The organism is Vibrio sp. HI00D65, assembly GCF_001635455.1.
Taxonomy (GTDB): domain Bacteria; phylum Pseudomonadota; class Gammaproteobacteria; order Enterobacterales; family Vibrionaceae; genus Vibrio.
The window spans coordinates 22,520-39,933 of the sequence record NZ_LWEH01000085.1 but is presented as its reverse complement, the minus strand read 5'-3'; the positions used below and the strand labels follow the sequence as shown (position 1 = coordinate 39,933).

Here is a 17,414-nt window from a genome sequence, read left to right as displayed (position 1 = left end):
AAAGCGCAATTAATAAGAGCCCAATAATATGCGTTTGAATATACCTAACATTTTGTCCTTACTGAGACTATTTTTGATCCCAGTATTCGTTGTTGTTTTTTACCTACCTTACCAATGGGCTCCTTTTGCTGCTGCGATGGTTTTTTGGGTAGCGGGTTTTACTGACTGGTTAGATGGCATGCTTGCTCGTAAGCTAGGGCAAACGTCTCGTTTTGGTGCCTTTATTGACCCAGTCGCAGACAAAGTACTGGTGGCGACGGCTCTTATTTTGATTACCGAGCATTACCACTCAATTTGGGTCACTATCCCAGCTGTGACCATGATAGCTCGCGAGATCATCATCTCTGCACTTCGTGAGTGGATGGCTGAAATCGGTAAGCGTGCAAGCGTAGCGGTTTCTTGGGTCGGTAAAGTTAAGACGGTTTCTCAGATGTTCGCGTTGTGGGTGCTTATCTGGCGCTATGACGATTGGATGATTTGGGTTGGCTATATCGCGCTCTACGTTGCAACGATTCTAACCTACTGGTCAATGGCACAATACTTAATGGCTGCCAAAGACGATTTGTTAGACGAAAAACACCATTGATGAAGAAGCGAGCTAAGGCTCGCTTTTTTGATCTTTAACCTAAGGTCAAATAATCAATACTGGATATCTAATGTGATATAGATCTCTTTTGAATAGCCGATACACGGCGTGTTTTGCACATAAAGTCAGCTATTTAGCCTGTTTAGTATGAAATCTATTCAAACGAATTAAAAATACAAAAATATTATTGACTCATCCGCTCGAATCCGTAGAATGCATCCCGTACCCATGAGGATGGCTATGAGCGATTCGATTGGAGTTACTAAGGCGCCTTGGCAGAGTGGCTATGCAGCGGATTGCAAATCCGTGGACCTCGGTTCGACTCCGGGAGGCGCCTCCATTATCTCTTTTGTTTAAAAGAAGAATAATGATATGCGACACTAGCTCAGCTGGTAGAGCGCAACCTTGCCAAGGTTGAGGTCACGAGTTCGAACCTCGTGTGTCGCTCCAAATTTTGTATGTTGATTGGCGTCAACATAAGATGGTGTTTTACTTTTCAGTAATCGGCACCGCAATAAAGAATTGCGTGCCCTGGTGGTGGAATTGGTAGACACAAGGGATTTAAAATCCCTCGACGTTCGCGTTGTGCCGGTTCAAGTCCGGCCCGGGGCACCATCTACAAGTCTTTATCTCGATAAAGCAAATGCGACACTAGCTCAGCTGGTAGAGCGCAACCTTGCCAAGGTTGAGGTCACGAGTTCGAACCTCGTGTGTCGCTCCAAATTGAAAAAGGCTCGTCAGAAATGACGAGCCTTTTTTGCATCTGAAACATACTAAAGTAATTTGAGACATCAGGTGACGAGTTGACCTCGTGTCCTAGCGGGCCGGGTCGTTCCTAATTGAGAAGCCCGAACAGAAATGTTCGGCTTTTTAGTTTCTGTCTTCAGCGTTTCCACATCAGCATTCTTCTTGTTCGAACCCATACTCAAACTTCATTTCTATCACTTAGCTTTTAAAAGCGAGATTCCCTATGAACTCGTTCCTCGCGCTAGGGAATGACGTAGGCGGTTGCGGCTTTAAAGCCTTTTGTGTATTTAGTTTTTCATCATCTACCTAAAGAGGCTTATAGCCTAAAAGCTTTCTAACAGCGTTTTTATATCCTCGACGTCATCCCCGGGTGTGAGGGACGAAAGGATCTCGCTCTTCTGTTCTATGTTGGTGATATTTTAAGCAACCCCTCACTCACTGCGCGTATTAATTAAGCGGTTATTAAAAACTATTGATAGTTCGTTTCACTTTATGTTACTTTTCCGCGCAATCTCGGAACGGCCGATGTTCAAAAAGAGCCGCGATTGCTTTCTGGGGGATACGCGTAATGACCATTCTTGCTGATTGGGACATTACGTAGGGTAGGTATCGGCTAGTCCTTTAGCTGATAGACGGGATACTTATGGCGCAGTTCGCCATGCTAATGGGAAACCCAACATTGAAAATACTAACTACAACATTGCTAATCAGCTCTGCATTTCCAAAGGGACAAGCTCCTCATAGCTGCCCGATCCTGCAAAAATGTCCAATTCTTCAAAACAGTAGTATTACTGAACCTTGAGCTCTCGCTAACAATTTCTCACTGTCTTAAGGCAGCTTAATTTCGTATTCGTCGTTTGACTTATGCGGGCGCACAGCTATATCTCATTTCTAGACAATATGCGTATTTCATTAAGAACTCTTGTTAATCGAGAGGGCTGGTGTGTATTTGCGTTTGCTGGAGGTGAGTATGAACATATTCAAGGGAATTTTTATGACTACCGCCTTTGAAGTCGATATCAACACTATCGCAAATTCATTTTCAACTATGGTTCCTATCGTAGAGGGAACCTATGACCTAACACCTGATGCTATTTTGCTTGAGCAAGAGCAGCACGAATCAGATGTTCGCTCATACCCAAGACGTCTACCAATTGCTATCAAGCGAGCATGCGGTGCCTTGGTTGAAGATACTCGTGGACAACTATTTTTAGATTGCTTAGCTGGTGCGGGTACACTTTCTTTGGGTTATAACCACCCAGAGATTAACCAAGCACTCAAAGACCAACTCGATTCTGGTTTGCCATACCAAACTCTTGATATCACGACTCAAGCAAAAGAGACGTTTATCAAGCGAGTGAAAGCCTTTCTTCCCCAAGAGTTTTCAAACAACTCAGTGATTCAATTCTGTGGTCCATCCGGTGCAGATGCTGTTGAAGCGGCGATTAAGCTAGCCAAACAAACTACAGGTCGCAATACCATGTTTGCTTTCCGTGGTGCTTACCATGGCATGACCAATGGAACCATGGGCATGATGGGTAACCTAGGTACAAAAGAACGTCGCAGCGGTTTGATGTCTGACGTGCACTTTATGCCTTTCCCATACAACCTACGCTGCCCGTTTGGCATTGGCGGAGAAGCAGGGGCTAACGCAAGTATTCGTTACATCGAACGCATGTTGAACGATGATGAGTCTGGCATCATGAAGCCAGCTGCAATGATCGTTGAGCCCGTACAGGGTGAGGGCGGTGTGATTCCAGCTCCTGCGTCTTGGCTACAAGGCTTGCGTCGCATCTGTGACGAACACGGTATCCTACTGATTTTTGATGAAATTCAGTGTGGTGTCGGTAAAACTGGTCATCGATTCGCGTTTGAAGAGTCGGGCGTTAACCCTGATATCTTGTGTCTGTCTAAAGCGATCGGTGGTGGACTTCCAATGTCATTGCTTGTGTTTGATAAGAGTATCGACACTTGGAAAGCTGGCGAGCACACGGGTACTTTCCGTGGGAACCAACTGGCAATGGTGTCTGGCGCTAAAGCGTTAGAAATCATCGAGCGTGACGGCTTGGTAGAGCATGCAAAGATTGCCGGTCAATATCTACGTCAAGGTCTAGAAAAAATCCAATCTCGCGTGAACTGTATTGCTGAAGTGCGCGGTAAAGGCCTGATGCTTGGCGCTGAGATCAAGCAACCAAACGGCGAACTTAATAAATTTGGTGAACCGAAATCGGATGGTGAACTCACACTGGCGATTCAACGTGCAGCACTAGAGCGCGGTTTAATGGTTGAGAAAGGCGGTCGTGACGGCTCGGTGATTCGCTTCCTGCCACCGATGATCATCTCTTTCGAGCAGATTGATTTTGCTCTAAGTGTAATGGAAGAAGCCATCGTTGCGGCTGGTGGCGGTGTTCAAGAAGAGCAAGCTTCTGGTGAACTGCCAAACCAAGAATGGAATAAGCATTTCATTCACACTGGCCCTCGTGGTAGTGACGAGTTTGCCAATGTGATGAACCAAACCACTCAGGCGATGAAAGCGGTTTTTGAGAAGGTTGAAGCCCCTTATTCAGGACTTGATCCAAAAGTGCTAGAAGCGTCTATCAATGCTGTTGATCTCGATAACCACCAGCACACTTTGGTGGATGTTGTAGACAGTACCGCTGACCTAGTCGCGGTTAACTCTATCTTTGTGCAACACCCTGACTGTATTGCACACCTTCATACGCCTCCTCTTATGGCATCAGTAGCAGCGGAATTAATCATCGGAGCTCTGAATCAATCAATGGACTCATGGGACCAAGCATCGGCAGCTACGTATGTTGAACAGCGCGTGGTCGATTGGATGTGTGATAAGTACCAACTTGGTGAGCAAGCTGACGGTGTTTTCACCAGTGGTGGCACGCAAAGTAACCTAATGGGCTTATTGCTCGCGAGAGACTGGGTTGCTGATAAGCACAATGGTCACTCAATTCAAAAGCTAGGTTTACCGGAGTATGCAAGCAAGCTTCGCATCTTGTGTTCAAACAAATCTCACTTCACGGTTCAAAAATCTGCGTCACTACTTGGCTTAGGCGAGAGCGCAGTGTGCTGTGTTGAGACAAGCGCAAAAGGAACCATCAAACCTGATTTGTTGGATGCAGAAGTGAAAGCGTTAAAAGAGCAAGGGCTGATTCCTTTCGCTGTAGTTGGTACGGCAGGTACAACCGATCATGGTGCTATCGATGATCTTGATGCCATTGCAGATATCGCAAGCCAACAAGGCCTTTGGTTCCATGTCGACAGTGCTTACGGTGGAGCGCTTATCTTGAGCAGCCATAAAGCTCGTTTACAAGGCATCGAAAAAGCAGATTCAGTGAGCGTCGATTTCCATAAGCTTTTCTACCAAACAATTAGCTGTGGCGCGGTGTTGTTGAAAGACAAAGCGAACTTTAAGTACCTTCTGCATCACGCAGATTATTTAAACCGTGAACACGATGAACTGCCGAACTTAGTCGACAAGTCTATCGCGACCACCAAGCGTTTTGATGCATTGAAAGTCTTCATGACGATGCAGAGTGTAGGGCCAAAGCAATTAGGCGACATGTATGATCATCTTCTTGAGCAAACGCTAGTAGTGGCAGACCTGATTCAAAACCAAGCTGACTTGGAGCTGCTTGCGGAGCCATCACTATCAACAGTGCTGTTCCGATCTAAGCCGTCAGCAGACGGTGAGCTTGATTTAGACAAACTGAATCAAACACTAAGACTGGAAGCCTTGACCCGTGGCGTTGCAGTACTTGGTGAAACGGTCGTAGATGGCAAAAGCGCCCTTAAATTCACCATCTTGAATCCGTGCTTAAAGACTTCAGATTTCAAATCTCTAATTAACAAAATCCAAACTCTAGCGACAGAGCTAGCAGAACAACAAGGATAATTAATACTATGGCTATTCTACAAATTGGTGCAGGCGGCGTTGGTTGGGTTGTTGCACACAAAGCAGCACAAAATAACGAAGTACTGGGTGATATCACAATCGCTTCTCGTACCATCGCGAAGTGTGAAAAAATCATCGAATCAATCAAAGGTAAGAACAACTTTAAAGATTCAACTAAGAAACTAGAAGCTCGCGCAGTAAACGCTGACGATGCTGATGCACTTGTTGCTCTGATTAACGAAGTGAAACCAGATCTAGTCATCAACGCTGGTCCTCCTTGGGTAAACATGGCGATCATGGAAGCGTGTTACCAAGCAAAAGTTTCTTACCTAGATACATCGGTAGCGGTTGACCTATGTTCTGAAGGCCAACAAGTGCCACAAGCTTACGATTGGCAGTGGGGTTACCGTGAGAAGTTCGCTGAAGCTGGCATCACAGGTATTCTTGGTGCGGGCTTCGATCCAGGTGTGGTTTCAGTATTTGCAGCGCACGCGGTTAAGCACCTATTCGATGAGGTCGACACGATCGACGTAATGGATGTAAACGCAGGTGACCACGGTAAGAAGTTTGCGACAAACTTTGACCCAGAAACCAACATGCTTGAGATCCAAGGTGACTCTTTCTACTGGGAAAATGAAGAGTGGAAGCAAGTACCTTGTCACTCTCGTATGCTTGAGTTTGATTTCCCTAACTGTGGCACTCACAAAGTGTACTCAATGGCGCACGATGAAGTTCGTTCAATGAAAGAGTTCATCCCAGCTAAGCGTATCGAGTTCTGGATGGGATTTGGTGATAAGTACCTAAACTACTTCAACTGTATGCGTGACATCGGCCTTCTTAGCCCAGAGCCGCTAACACTGCACGACGGCACAGTAGTTCAGCCTCTGCACGTGCTAAAAGCATTGCTACCAGACCCAACATCTCTTGCTCCAGGTTACACAGGTTTAACGTGTATCGGTACCTGGGTTCAAGGTAAGAAAGATGGTAAAGAGCGCAGTGTATTTATTTACAATAATGCCGACCACGAAGTGGCTTATGCAGACGTAGAGCACCAAGCGATCTCTTACACTACAGGTGTTCCTGCAATTACCGCTGCACTTCAGTTCTTCCGTGGCGAATGGGCTGATAAAGGTGTATTCAACATGGAACAGCTGAACCCAGACCCGTTCCTAGCAACCATGCCAGAAATTGGTCTAGATTGGCATGTTCAAGAGCTAGAGCCGGGGCAAGGTCTACCTCTAATCCATACTTTGAAGTAATTCTGGCTCTTTGCCCTCGTTGCGTTGTCCATCGTGCTCATTTATATTCGTAAACTCCGCGCGATGTCCTAGCTACAAGGGTAAAGTTCTGCGGATTGGCTCGGAATGACAACAACCTATAATGATAAGCTGGTGCATCAGCGTCGGCTTTGTTCGATTATCATGTGCCTTCGTTAGCTCGAAGGCCGCAAGGTATTAACATGCAAAACAACGAACTAAAAACGCCTTACTTCATGATCAACGAAGATAAGTTGATTGCGAACTTAGAGAAAGCGAAGCAGCTGAAAGAGATTTCAGGTGTGAAGTTAGTATTGGCACTTAAGTGCTTTTCTACATGGGGTGTGTTTGACATCATCAAGCCTTATTTGGACGGCACGACAAGCTCTGGTCCATACGAAGTAAAGCTTGGTCACGAAACGTTTGGCGGTGAGACGCACGCATACAGTGTGGGTTACAGCGAAGAAGACGTGAGAGAAGTGGCTAACATCTGCGACAAGATGATCTTCAACTCACAAAGCCAACTGGCCGTTTACCGTCATATCGTTGAAGGCAAGACGTCATTGGGCTTACGTCTTAACCCTGGCGTGAGCTACGCAGGGCAAGATCTGGCAAACCCAGCGCGCCAGTTTTCTCGTTTAGGCGTTCAAGCGGCTCATATCCAGCCTGAGGTTTTTGAAGATATTGACGGTGTTATGTTCCACATGAACTGTGAGAATAAAGACGTTGATGCCTTCATCGGTCTGCTTGATTCAATCTCTGAGCAGTTTGGTAAGCACCTAGATAAGTTAGACTGGGTGAGCATGGGCGGTGGCGTATTCTTCACGTGGCCGGGCTACGATATTGAGAAGCTTGGCCTTGCGCTAAAAGCCTTCTCTGAAAAGCACGGCGTGCAAATGTACCTCGAGCCGGGAGAAGCCATCATCACCAAAACAACGGATTTAGTCGTGACTGTGGTTGATATTGTTGAGAACGTGAAGAAAACGGCGATTGTGGACTCGGCAACCGAAGCACACCGCCTTGATACGCTTATCTACAATGAACCTGCATCGGTATTAGAAGCGTCTGAAAACGGTAGTCATGATTATGTGATTGGTTCATGTTCATGTTTGGCGGGTGATCAGTTCTGCGAGGCGAGCTTTGATGAGCCACTGCAGATCGGTCAAAAACTTCATTTGTTGGACAGCGCAGGTTACACCATGGTGAAGCTCAACTGGTTCAACGGCCTGAAGATGCCATCAATCTACTGTGAGCGCAGCAATGGCGAAGTACAAAAGCTGAATGAGTTTGGCTATCAAGACTTTAAGCGTTCATTGTCACAATGGTCAGTTAAGTAATTGAGTCGCAGGTTTAGAAAAGAAGAGCAGCCAGGTGCTGCTCTTTTTATTGTTAGGGAGTCGTGAATAGTAATAGTAACCACTCACGGCTATTGATTAGCTCTCAATCATCACTCTAGTATCTTCACTTAAGGTTTCTAGTTCATTGATAACGTCATCGATTTGCACTTCGATTGGCAACTTTACTGCGATTTTAGAAGTGAATAGGCTTGAGCTAACGCCGCCGCCACCAGCAATAAATACGCGCTGGCAATCCATATCGAGAATATTGATACCTTGTCTATCGAGTAAATGTGTCACTTCATTGACGATACCGGCGCGATCGTTAGAATCGAGTCTCAGGTGATGAACGGTATCTTGTACATTATGTGCATGGTCTGAATCAACGAACTGGACAATCAGGTCTGGGTTAGCGCTGAATGCCTCTTTAACAATTGATTCATTGATGGCTGGGAGCTGAACCTTTAGTACACCTGCTACTTGGTCTTCAATAAAATTTACTTTACTGATGAGCCACTTGCCGTCGTTTTCATGAGTCACCGCAGCGAGTTGCTTGATCGTCGCAGGTGACGCTTTTCCGATAAAGTTTACGATAAATGTAGTGTTCATATCAGCCCCCAAAGTTTCAATTAATCATTGCCAATTAAATGTTTGATATTAAGCGATAAAATTCTTTAATTTCAGTGTAGAAGTTTACATCGAACAATGTTTGACTTGTGTCAATTTTTGAAACTAAGCTGCGTCGCAAAAAAAGAGAATGAAGAGTAGGGCACAAAAAAAGCGGCTTAAAAGCCGCTTTTAGATAAGTTTTAGTTATTACCGCAAAGTAATCAGGTCGTTGTATTAGAAGGTTACTTTAAAGTTCATACCAACAAACTGAGAATCGTATGGTGCGCCAGCATCGTAAGCGAATTTCGCGGCATCTTGGTTATCCCACCAAGGGTTAGTGTTCAGGTTAACTTCTGCGTCACCGCCCCATGCATCGCTAACCCAGTAGTGGATATGACCAACAGGGTTAAGGAAGAATAGAGAAACGTCACCCATGGTTTGAGAACCCATTACTTCACCACCTGAAGCAATGATGTCTTGCTCAGTTTCTAGCATTAGTTCACCCACAACCGCACCGAAGAAAGGCGTGATGAAAAGGTCTTGCCACGAAGGCACTTCAGCAAATGCTTCTACACCGTATTCCCAGAAGAAGGTCGACATCGTCCAAGAGTACATGAAAGATTCAAACTCGTTGTAACCTGCGTGACGTGCAGCTGTGTAGTAAACACCACCAAAATACGGGTGCATCACATAGTTTAGGAAGTGTTCGTCACGGTCCCAGACTGGGCCTTCAGATACGTTATCTTTCCACTTTTGACCTAGCTTACTTAAGTCACGTTGGTCGTCGTCCCATTTAGTGATACTTTCGGGTAAGAAGGTCATTAAACCAACGGTCGCCACACTTAAGCCAAGAATGGTGTAGGTTTGACTCATTAGGTAATCCCAATCTTTCTGTTCACTGACCAAAAGGTGCTTTGGTTGTTGGATTGAGAAATCATACTCTTCGCTAGATTCGCTCAGTGCGTAATTGGTACTAGGCTTGTAGGTGTACAAGCTATCATTTACACAGTAATCTTGAGCACATTCATCCGAATAAGAAAGGTTGATTGGCTGGTCGAAGTCGTATTGGCTTGCAACCGTGTTAACTGACATTAGTATTGAAAACGCAGCAGTAACCTTTGCTAGTAACGATGATTTGGCCACAAGGGTCTCCACGAGAAAGTTTCGAATTGATCAGGGTCACAATTATCTATTAAATGCCTGATTTAGTGAACTAATAATTTATCGCTTTTCCTAAGAAAACCTTAGATTTAACGTTATTAATATTTGTTAAAAATCAAAATAGCTCAAACTCAAACATAGACCAGTTTGTAGATAATGCAGCGTCTTTTTATGACTACAAGGGATAGAAATATGACGAAAATCGCAATGTTAAGCACAGGTGAAGAAGTTCTTCACGGAGACATTGTAGACACGAACGCGGCTTGGATGTCAGCTGAGTTTTACCAGCACGGTTTTGCTTTGGCAAAACGCTCCACTATTGGTGACCAAATGAATGCCTTAGTCGAAGAGTTGTTGATGCTGAGCTTTAACTACGATGTGGTTATCGTGAATGGTGGATTGGGCCCGACTACCGATGATATGAGCGCGGCCGCAGCAGCGGCGGCGTCAGAGCAGAAATTAGTCATGTTTCCTGAGTGGGTAAAGCGTATGGAAGAGATGTTTTCTGGACGTGGCATGCCGATGCCAGACAGCAACCTTAAGCAGGCTTTGTTACCCCCAAACTCGGAAATCGTCGATAACCCTGTTGGCACTGCCTGTGGCTTTAAGCTGAAGATTAACGATGCGACTTTCTACTTCACGCCGGGCGTGCCGAGTGAGTTTAAGCGCATGGTGATCTTTGAAATTATCCCTGACCTTGCTCGCACTTATCCTCAAGTTGTCGCGTCTGAATGCAGCCGTTTGTTTACCTTTGGTTTATCCGAGTCTGGTATTTCTGATGTTTTGGACCAATTGAAACTGCCTGAAGGTTACGAACTGGGCTACCGCTCTTATCTGCCGTTTATTGAAGTGAAGCTGTTTGGTCCTAAGTGGGATTTAGAAACTCGCGTTAAGCTACTACAGATGGTGTACAAGCTGTTAGAGAGCAATGTTGTCAGTGTTGATGAGCCTATGATCGACCATATCGGTCATATTATGGCTGAAAGAAAGAAAACCTTGTCGGTATCGGAAGTATCAACCAAAGGTGCACTTTCGGCTTGGCTACAATCGAATGAACAAGTTGAAGATTGCTTCGGTCACTCTTGGGTAATGGCGGAGCCAAAAGAGAGTGAGCTTGATAAGAACGATCCACTAGCCTCAACGTTTGCTCTGGCTGGCGCGACAAGAGAAAAGTGCGGCACTGAGTTGGCCTTAGTCACGGGTAAGTTGGAGGGCAATACCTTTAGTGTTGCTTTATCGAGCGAAGCGGGTGAGTGGGGACAAGTGCTGGAGTTTTACCGCCAACACAAGCGCGAAGATGCACGCACCATCATCAAAACGGTCGCTGCGGACATGCTAAGAAGACATCTAGACAATAAACCTATGTTTGGTGATTACTCGTCAGTAAAACGCGTGAAGGATATGTTTATCCCTTCAGCGATCATCAAGTAAGCCGCTTTTGTCGCTAACCAAGTTCTACTGAGCCAAGCCCCCTTGAACTAAGGTTAATACAGAGCCAATAAAAAGGCCTAACATCTACATAGGTGTTTGGCCTTTAGTTTATCTAGCCTTCTAGATAACCAAATAAAGAGTCTGTGCTTACAAACCGCTTGTCATATGTAGGCTGTAGAACAAATCACGACCGATTAACTTTGACGCTAAGAACAATACCGGTGTTAGGCCTAGATTTACTGGATTCACTTTTGCTTTCTTGAGCATAGGTAGAATCTAAATCAGTAGGCTTGCCATTAGCAATGCAACTTGAAGAATCACATAGCTGCCTAAACCATCAACCAACTCTGAGGTCTTTGCTACTAACGTTTGGATGTCACCGATTAGGTTCAGTTTACCGACTGTCACTAGCAAGCTGATCTCAATGGCAATTGCAGCCAGTATTGTGATGTTACGGTCAACCGTAAACGACTTTCGTTAGCAAATAAAATTATGAACTGAGACAGCTGCAAGCCACCGACAGTCATGGTCATAGTGAAACTAAGTGGCATGTAGATGTTCTCCCATGTTGGTACAATGTTGACCATGTATACGTTGATCATCGCGTACATGAAGATAACACCTAGTTCCATAGCGCCAACCATTAGTGCTTTCTGGGCATCTTGGCCACGACGAGCCGTTGATGAGGTGCTGTCTGGGCGCCTTTGTGACGGTTGTGGGCAGGCGTGCCCAAATAGTGTTATTGAGATACAAGAGGGTAGTGCGCTGCTCAATGGGCAATAAATGTAGGAAGCGTGTCCGGCTGGAGCGATTCACCCAACGCTAGCGCCTTACATTGATTTAAAGCCTAACTTTGCCGATAGCTGCAATAACTACATGCAAATGGATTGTCACGCCTGTCAGACTGCTTATTCAGCAGGCGCTATAAAGATTGAAGCTGGTGAGCTGCCTAGTTCCGCTTTAGATTAGTGTAATGGCTGTGGAGAGTGCAGAAGCGCTTGTTACATCGGTTCAGTGACGCTGAGCCTCACTCATTAAGAAAGGTTTGAGTGTTGTTGCTGTCGACAGGAAGTCTTAGTAATCAGCAGTAGAGTGAGTATTGAAAGCATAGTATTCAAATCACCATGCATTAAAAAAAAGGGTCTGCACTCCTTGAGGAGGCGGACCCTTTTCGCTGGATCTCTTGAAGCTTTCGAGTTGCCGTGTAATTCACGCGATTCGAAACAAGTCGAACAAGTTAAGCACGTTTTTGCTTGTTTCGATGGATCACATTACTCAATGACAGATCGGATTTCGCTTTGCAGATACAAGGCAAAATTTCGTTGTCTTGTGTGTAAGCCATTGCAAAACCAACGTACTCAACCTCACCAGAGTCCAATGTACAGCGACAAGCACCACAGTGGCCATCACGGCAGTTGTATTCTGGCTCTAACCCTGCCTGTTCCATTGTTTCCAATAGTGTATTTGACGGGTTAGATTCAATTGAAGTTAGCTTGTTGATTTTGATTGTTGGCATTACAGCTCAAATCCTTCAAAGTCGTCAGCTTTCACTTCGTTGTCGATCTGACCAACTAGGTAAGAACTAATTTCAGCTTCTTGTGGAGCAACTTGTACGTTATCAGAAGACAACCAAGCGTTGATCCATGGAATTGGGTTCGATGTTGCTTCAGGGTAAGCAGTACCTAGACCAACCGCTTGCATACGGATGTTAGTGATGTATTCAACGTATTGGCAAAGAATGTCTTTGTTTAGACCAATCATAGAACCATCTTTGAATAGGTATTCTGCCCACTCTTTTTCTTGTTCAGCCGCTTGCTTGAATAGGTCGAAACACTCTTGCTTACACTCTTCTGCGATTTGCATGAATGTGAAGTCGTCTTGACCGTTACGTAGCAAGTTGATCATGTGCTGAGTACCAGTCAGGTGAAGCGCTTCATCACGAGCAATTAGCTTGATGATTTTCGCGTTACCTTCCATTAGCTCACGCTCAGCGAATGCAAATGAACATGCAAAGCTTACGTAGAAACGAATTGCTTCTAGTGCGTTTACCGACATTAGACATAGGTAAAGCTTCTTCTTCAGGTCATGAAGTGAAATTTTAACGTCTTCGCCGTTGATGTTGTGGTTACCTTCACCGTAGCGGTGGTAATCCGCAGTTAGCCGGATAAGGTCATCGTAGTAGAACGCGATGTCTTTAGCACGCTTAAGGATCTCTTCGTTTTCAACGATGTCGTCGAATACTAGGCCTGGATCATTCACGATATTACGGATGATGTGCGTGTATGAACGAGAGTGAATCGTTTCAGAGAAAGACCAAGTCTCAATCCAAGTTTCAACTTCCGGTAGTGATACTAGTGGAAGTAGGGCAACGTTCGGGCTTCGGCCTTGGATAGAATCAAGCAGTGTTTGGTACTTCAAGTTAGAGATGAAGATGTGCTTTTCATGCTCAGGAAGCTTGTTGTAGTCGATCCGGTCGCTAGACACGTCTACTTCTTCTGGACGCCAGAAGAAAGAAAGTTGCTTCTCGATAAGCTTCTCGAAGATTTCGAATTTTTGTTGGTCGTAACGTGCAACGTTAACCGACTGACCCAAGAACATTGGTTCTTTTAGTTGGTCATTTTTATTCTGAGAAAAAGTACTGTAAGCCATAAATGCCTCAAATCCTTTAAAGACTCGTCATAAAACGAACCTTGTTAATGCTTTAGACCCAGAGAAGATAACTTCTCTGGGGTCTTAATATTTTTACTGCGGTTTATATCTTACAACCGCCGCCTTCACAATCTTCTTCCGGCACTGTTATAGCGTCACCTTGGTCGTCTTTAGCACCATCACGAGTGTTATGGTAGTAAAGCGTCTTAACACCATACTTGTATGCAGTCAGTAGGTCTTGAAGCAGCTTCTTCATTGGTACTTTACCGCTATCGTAAACACTTGGATCATAGTTAGTGTTTGCAGAGATAGCTTGGTCAACGAATTTTTGCATGATACCCACTAGGTGCAGGTAACCGTCGTTAGAACCAATGTTCCAAAGTAGCTCGTAGTTCTCTTTAAGATTTAGGAAGTCTGGAACCACTTGCTTCAGGATGCCGTCTTTCGATGCTTTCACCGATACGTAACCACGTGGTGGCTCGATACCGTTAGTCGCGTTCGAGATTTGAGACGAAGTCTCAGAAGGCATAAGCGCAGTTAGCGTAGAGTTACGTAGACCATGCTCCATGATCTCCTCGCGTAGCGCATCCCAATCGTAGTGCAGAGGTTCATCACATACTAAGTCGATATCTTTCTTGTAAGTATCGATTGGCAGTAGGCCTTTCGCGTAGTTAGTCTCGTGGAAAGATGGGCAACGACCTTGCTCTTTCGCTAGTTCAACAGACGCTTTTAGTAGGTGGTATTGAATCGCTTCAAAAGTACGGTGAGTCAGGCCATTTGCGCTGCCGTCAGAATACTTCACACCATTCTTCGCTAGGTAGTACGCGTAGTTGATAACACCTACACCTAGAGTACGACGGTTCATTGTCGACTTGTATGCTGCTGGAAGCGGGTAGTCTTGGTAATCAAGAAGTGCGTCTAGAGCACGAACAACCAGTTCAGAAAGCTCTGCTAGGTCATCCAGTTCGTTTATTGCTCCAAGGTTAAATGCTGAAAGCGTACATAGTGCAATTTCGCCTTCGTCATCTTCTACATTAGAAAGCGGCTTAGTTGGCAGCGCAATTTCTAGACACAGGTTCGATTGACGAACAGGAGCAACTTCAGAGTCAAACGGGCTGTGTGTATTACAGTGGTCAACATTCTGAATGTAGATACGACCAGTAGAAGCACGCTCTTGCATCAATAGAGAGAATAGCTCTACTGCTTTTACTGTTTCACGCTTGATTGACGGATCGTTTTCGTACTTAACGTAAAGTTCTTCAAAACGTTCTTGGTTTTCGAAGAACGCATCGTATAGGCCAGGTACGTCAGAAGGTGAGAACAAGCTGATGTTGCCACCTTGAACTAGGCGAGCGTACATAAGCTTGTTCAGCTGTACGCCGTAATCCATGTGACGAACACGGTTCTCTTCAACACCACGGTTGTTCTTTAGTACTAGTAGAGACTGAACTTCACCGTGCCATAGTGGGTAGAATACCGTTGCCGCACCACCACGAACACCACCTTGGGAACAACATTTTACTGCTGTTTGGAAGTATTTGTAGAAAGGGATACAGCCTGTGTGGAACGCTTCACCATTACGGATTTCAGAACCAAGTGCGCGGATACGACCTGCGTTGATACCGATACCAGCACGTTGAGATACGTAACGAACAATTGAGCTTGCAGTTGCGTTGATAGAATCAAGGCTGTCACCACACTCGATCAGTACACAAGAACTGAATTGGCGAGTAGGCGTACGTACACCAGACATGATCGGTGTAGGTAGAGAAATCTTAAACGTAGACGATGCGTCGTAGAAACGTTTGATGTAGTCAAGACGAGTCGATTTCGGGTATTTAGCGAATAGACACGCGGCAACTAGAATGTAAAGGAACTGAGCACTCTCGTAGATTTCTTTCGTTACACGGTTTTGTACGAAGTATTTACCTTCAAGCTGTTTAACCGCTGCGTAAGAAAAATCTAAGTCACGCTTGTGGTCGATGTACGAGTCAAGTTCGTCGAACTCAGCCTTCGTGTAGTCTTCCATTAGGTGGCTATCATATTTACCCATATCAACCAGTTTTTCAACGTGGTCGTAGAGAGCAGGCGGCTCGTATTCGCCGTACGCTTTTTTACGTAGGTGGAATACTGCAAGACGTGCTGCAAGATATTGGTAATCTGGAGTCTCTTCAGAGATTAGATCCGCTGCTGACTTGATGATTGTCTCATGGATATCAGTAGTGGTAATGCCATCGTAAAACTGAATTTGAGCTTTCAATTCTACTTGTGATACAGAAACATTGTGCAAGCCTTCAGCTGCCCATGTGATCACGCGATGGATTTTCTCTAAATCGATCGTTTCTTTGCGCCCGTTACGCTTAGTAACAGTAAGTTGTTGGTTCATTCTGCTTAATTTCCCTAACAAAACTGAACAAGGCCGTGTTTTTGTCTATTTCTGTGTAATTTTTGTAAATTACGTTTCGGCTTTGTGAACTTGGTCTACCCATATATTGTAGTTCAAACACAACATATGGGGGTCATTTGTTTGTTGGGTTACAAGATAGTGCTACAACTGACATTTTTCAAGGCAAAGAAATGGGGTTGCTTGTGGATAAGTGGTGGATTGAAAAAAAACTGTAAGTAACCACTAACTGATGAGGTTAGATGTCACTTGATTGTATAAAACTCGCCTTTTAAGGATGCTTTATTTTTGCACGTCGATAAAAAAAAATCCCTTGATCTTTGGGCAAAATGAGCGATGGATTTTCGGCGATTAAATTTAAATCTAGGTGGTCAAAATGGAAGCTGGCGCACGAAATTTAGACTGAAAAAAGTCGCAAAGTTATGTTAATTGCAACTCTTTTCATTAGTCTTTTTTATTAAAAAATTTTGCGGGTGATTTATTGATATTTGTTAGGCGAAATTTTTAGTGTGAACTATGTAGTTAACATCAACGTTTTGCCCTAAACGGTAACTGTCAGTTAACGGATTATAGTGCAGGCCAGTGATGCCTAATTCCTGAAGTGCGGTGTTGTCTATCATCTTGATAAGTTCAGCTGGGCGAATGAACTTGTCATGCTCGTGAGTACCTTCAGGAACAATTCTAAGCAGTTTCTCTGCGCCAACAATAGCGAACAAGTAAGATTTGAAATTGCGGTTCAACGTAGAGAAGAAAACGTGTCCACCCGGTTTTACCAATTTTGAACACGCAGTAATCACAGATTGTGGGTCCGGGACGTGCTCCAGCATTTCCATACATGTCACCACATCGTAAGTTTGTGGGTTTTGCTCAGCATGGTCTTCAATTGTGCTTTGGATGTAATCTAGCTTGGTGCCGGTTTCTAGAGCATGAAGACGAGCTACTTCTAGTGGTTCTTTGCCCATATCTAAGCCAGTGACTACCGCACCTTCAACAGCCATACTCTCCGCTAAAATACCGCCGCCGCAGCCAACATCGAGGACTTTCTTACCAAACAAGCCTTCGGTTTTTTCTAGTACGTAATTTAGGCGAAGTGGGTTGATTTGGTGCAGAGGCTTAAACTCGCCTTCGAGATCCCACCAGCGCGATGCCATGTCTTCGAATTTCTTAATTTCTGCTGGGTCTACGTTCTGTGATTTAGTCATAATCGGCATTTCCAAGTTAAATAATGCATCCATGAAATTGCAGGCATTATAACTTGCCTTTTCGTGCTGACCAGAAGATCTACAATTTTGCGAATTTATTGGATGTAAAGTGACCATGTTTC

Annotated in this window: 11 protein-coding genes, 4 tRNA genes and 2 pseudogenes; 10 read left to right on the top strand and 7 right to left on the bottom strand. The window is 44.7% G+C overall.

Going from position 1 to position 17,414, the window contains the following annotated elements; genetic code table 11:
- Positions 1-28: 28 nt before the first annotated feature.
- The 8 genes from pgsA to nspC all read left to right on the top strand — a co-directional run bounded on the left by pgsA (position 29) and on the right by nspC (position 7,836).
- Positions 29-586 (top strand): CDP-diacylglycerol--glycerol-3-phosphate 3-phosphatidyltransferase, encoded by a 558-nt coding sequence (gene pgsA / locus A3712_RS08155; protein ID WP_004741263.1) that lies wholly within the window; start codon positions 29-31, stop codon positions 584-586.
- A 266-nt stretch (positions 587-852) separates the two neighbouring features.
- Positions 853-926: transfer RNA gene (locus tag A3712_RS08150), tRNA-Cys, on the top strand.
- Between the two features lie 34 nt (positions 927-960).
- Positions 961-1,036, top strand: a tRNA-Gly gene (locus tag A3712_RS28840).
- A gap of 78 nt (positions 1,037-1,114) precedes the next feature.
- Positions 1,115-1,201, top strand: a tRNA-Leu gene (locus tag A3712_RS08140).
- A 30-nt stretch (positions 1,202-1,231) separates the two neighbouring features.
- Positions 1,232-1,307, top strand: a tRNA-Gly gene (locus A3712_RS28835).
- 996 nt (positions 1,308-2,303) lie between these two features.
- Entirely contained in the window at positions 2,304-5,243 is a 2,940-nt protein-coding gene (locus A3712_RS08130) for a pyridoxal phosphate-dependent class III aminotransferase (RefSeq protein WP_197465803.1), read from the top strand.
- An 8-nt stretch (positions 5,244-5,251) separates the two neighbouring features.
- Positions 5,252-6,502 (top strand): carboxynorspermidine synthase, encoded by a 1,251-nt coding sequence (locus tag A3712_RS08125; RefSeq protein ID WP_063523015.1) that lies wholly within the window; start codon positions 5,252-5,254, stop codon positions 6,500-6,502.
- A gap of 200 nt (positions 6,503-6,702) precedes the next feature.
- Entirely contained in the window at positions 6,703-7,836 is a 1,134-nt protein-coding gene (gene nspC / locus A3712_RS08120) for a carboxynorspermidine decarboxylase (protein ID WP_063523014.1), read from the top strand.
- Between the two features lie 96 nt (positions 7,837-7,932).
- On the opposite strand, the gene A3712_RS08115 is transcribed toward nspC, so the two are convergent.
- Both A3712_RS08115 and A3712_RS08110 read right to left on the bottom strand, forming a co-directional pair.
- Entirely contained in the window at positions 7,933-8,445 is a 513-nt protein-coding gene (locus A3712_RS08115; protein WP_063523013.1) for a glycine cleavage system protein R, read from the bottom strand.
- Positions 8,446-8,679: 234 nt separating this feature from the next.
- Complete coding sequence (locus A3712_RS08110; protein WP_063523012.1) at positions 8,680-9,588, bottom strand: DUF3943 domain-containing protein; 909 nt, start codon at positions 9,586-9,588, stop codon at positions 8,680-8,682.
- A 210-nt stretch (positions 9,589-9,798) separates the two neighbouring features.
- On the opposite strand from A3712_RS08110, the gene A3712_RS08105 reads away from it, so the two are divergent.
- Entirely contained in the window at positions 9,799-11,037 is a 1,239-nt protein-coding gene (locus A3712_RS08105; protein ID WP_063523011.1) for a CinA family nicotinamide mononucleotide deamidase-related protein, read from the top strand.
- Between the two features lie 147 nt (positions 11,038-11,184).
- Here the strand turns inward: A3712_RS08105 and A3712_RS08100 are convergent.
- Positions 11,185-11,699: pseudogene (locus tag A3712_RS08100) on the bottom strand (DmsC/YnfH family molybdoenzyme membrane anchor subunit); the annotation flags it as partial.
- 4 nt (positions 11,700-11,703) lie between these two features.
- Here A3712_RS08100 and A3712_RS26635 point away from each other — a divergent pair.
- A pseudogene (locus tag A3712_RS26635) lies at positions 11,704-12,075 on the top strand (ferredoxin-type protein NapF); the annotation flags it as partial.
- Between the two features lie 199 nt (positions 12,076-12,274).
- On the opposite strand, the gene yfaE reads toward A3712_RS26635, so the two are convergent.
- The 4 genes from yfaE to ubiG form a co-directional block, all read right to left on the bottom strand.
- Complete coding sequence (gene yfaE, locus A3712_RS08095; protein WP_004740229.1) at positions 12,275-12,553, bottom strand: class I ribonucleotide reductase maintenance protein YfaE; 279 nt, start codon at positions 12,551-12,553, stop codon at positions 12,275-12,277.
- The gene (nrdB, locus tag A3712_RS08090; protein ID WP_063523010.1) at positions 12,553-13,686 is read right to left on the bottom strand and encodes a class Ia ribonucleoside-diphosphate reductase subunit beta; all 1,134 of its coding nucleotides are present in this window, start codon (positions 13,684-13,686) and stop codon (positions 12,553-12,555) included. Before nrdB ends, yfaE begins: the two co-directional genes overlap by 1 nt.
- 103 nt (positions 13,687-13,789) lie before the next feature.
- Positions 13,790-16,072 (bottom strand): class 1a ribonucleoside-diphosphate reductase subunit alpha, encoded by a 2,283-nt coding sequence (gene nrdA, locus A3712_RS08085; RefSeq protein WP_063523009.1) that lies wholly within the window; start codon positions 16,070-16,072, stop codon positions 13,790-13,792.
- A gap of 509 nt (positions 16,073-16,581) precedes the next feature.
- Positions 16,582-17,325 carry a bifunctional 2-polyprenyl-6-hydroxyphenol methylase/3-demethylubiquinol 3-O-methyltransferase UbiG gene (ubiG, locus tag A3712_RS08080; RefSeq protein ID WP_063523008.1) on the bottom strand — a complete coding sequence of 248 codons (744 nt, stop codon included), beginning with the start codon at positions 17,323-17,325 and terminating at the stop codon, positions 16,582-16,584.
- Positions 17,326-17,414: the final 89 nt, after the last annotated feature.